11 tRNA genes are annotated in these 1117 nt (G+C 53.2%); all 11 read right to left on the bottom strand.

The annotated features are described in order from the left end of the window. Positions 1-55: 55 nt before the first annotated feature. Positions 56-129, bottom strand: a tRNA-Met gene (locus FD34_RS06900). Positions 130-138: 9 nt separating this feature from the next. Next, positions 139-226: transfer RNA gene (locus FD34_RS06895), tRNA-Ser, on the bottom strand. Between the two features lie 30 nt (positions 227-256). Continuing rightward, positions 257-330, bottom strand: a tRNA-Ile gene (locus FD34_RS06890). 16 nt (positions 331-346) lie between these two features. Beyond that, positions 347-420, bottom strand: a tRNA-Met gene (locus FD34_RS06885). A gap of 25 nt (positions 421-445) precedes the next feature. After that, positions 446-519 (bottom strand) — tRNA-Pro (locus tag FD34_RS06880). Positions 520-524: 5 nt separating this feature from the next. Then, a tRNA-Arg gene (locus FD34_RS06875) sits at positions 525-598 on the bottom strand. Positions 599-604: 6 nt separating this feature from the next. Then, a tRNA-Leu gene (locus FD34_RS06870) sits at positions 605-690 on the bottom strand. A 16-nt stretch (positions 691-706) separates the two neighbouring features. Further along, positions 707-778, bottom strand: a tRNA-Gly gene (locus tag FD34_RS06865). Between the two features lie 8 nt (positions 779-786). After that, positions 787-859: transfer RNA gene (locus FD34_RS06860), tRNA-Thr, on the bottom strand. Positions 860-904: 45 nt separating this feature from the next. Continuing rightward, positions 905-977, bottom strand: a tRNA-Lys gene (locus FD34_RS06855). Positions 978-979: 2 nt separating this feature from the next. Next, a tRNA-Val gene (locus FD34_RS06850) sits at positions 980-1052 on the bottom strand. Between the last annotated feature and the right edge of the window lie 65 nt (positions 1053-1117).

Here is a 1117-nt window from a genome sequence, read left to right as displayed (position 1 = left end):
GTGATCTCATCCGTGACAGGGATGCGTCCTAAACCAACTAGACCAACGGACCAAATTGCGGGGGCTGGATTTGAACCAACGACCTCCGGGTTATGAGCCCGACGAGCTACCAGACTGCTCTACCCCGCGATAATAAAGAGGAGGATGAGGGATTCGAACCCTCGCGTCGCTCTCACGGCCTAGCGGTTTTCAAGACCGCCCCCTTCAGCCACTTGGGTAATCCTCCATGATGTGAATGTGTTCACCAAACAATTGATGGACCTTGTAGGACTCGAACCTACGACCGGGCGGTTATGAGCCGCTTGCTCTAACCAACTGAGCTAAAGGTCCAAAACAGCCAGGTAAATCGCGGCGGGGGGGATCGAACCCTCGACCTCCCGGGTATGAACCGGACGCTCTAGCCAGCTGAGCTACACCGCGAAAAGGCTAATATTTAATTAGCAAATCGGGAAAACAGGATTCGAACCTGCGACCCCCTGGTCCCAAACCAGGTGCTCTACCAAGCTGAGCTATTTCCCGAAAAATGCACCCAGAAGGAGTCGAACCTTCAACCTTCTGATTCGTAGTCAGACACTCTATCCAATTGCGCTATGGGTGCATGAAGTGCCGAGGACCGGGATCGAACCGGTACGGTTATCACTAACCGCGGGATTTTAAGTCCCGTGCGTCTGCCAATTCCGCCACCCCGGCATTATAGAATTGGCAAAGCGGAAGACGGGATTCGAACCCGCGACCCCCACCATGGCAAGGTGATGTTCTACCACTGAACTACTTCCGCATATTTAGTGCCGACTAGAGGATTCGAACCTCCGACCCCCTGTTTACAAGACAGATGCTCTGCCAACTGAGCTAAGTCGGCATGGACAACACTTTTTATTATACCAAACCGATAGCTGTTTGGCAATGAGCCGTGTGGGGATCGAACCCACGACCCTCTGATTAAAAGTCAGATGCTCTACCAACTGAGCTAACGGCTCAATGGAGGATACAGGGCTCGAACCTGTGACCCTCTGCTTGTAAGGCAGACGCTCTCCCAACTGAGCTAATCCTCCAAAAACCGTGTGGCAACGTCCTATCCTCGCAGGGAGCGATCCCCCAACTACTTTCGGCGTGTTGA

The sequence above is a fragment of the Limosilactobacillus pontis DSM 8475 genome (assembly GCF_001435345.1).
Classification (GTDB): Bacteria; Bacillota; Bacilli; order Lactobacillales; family Lactobacillaceae; genus Limosilactobacillus; species Limosilactobacillus pontis.
Note: the sequence above shows the minus strand (reverse complement) of the source record. Positions and strands in the feature narration are given on the sequence as shown.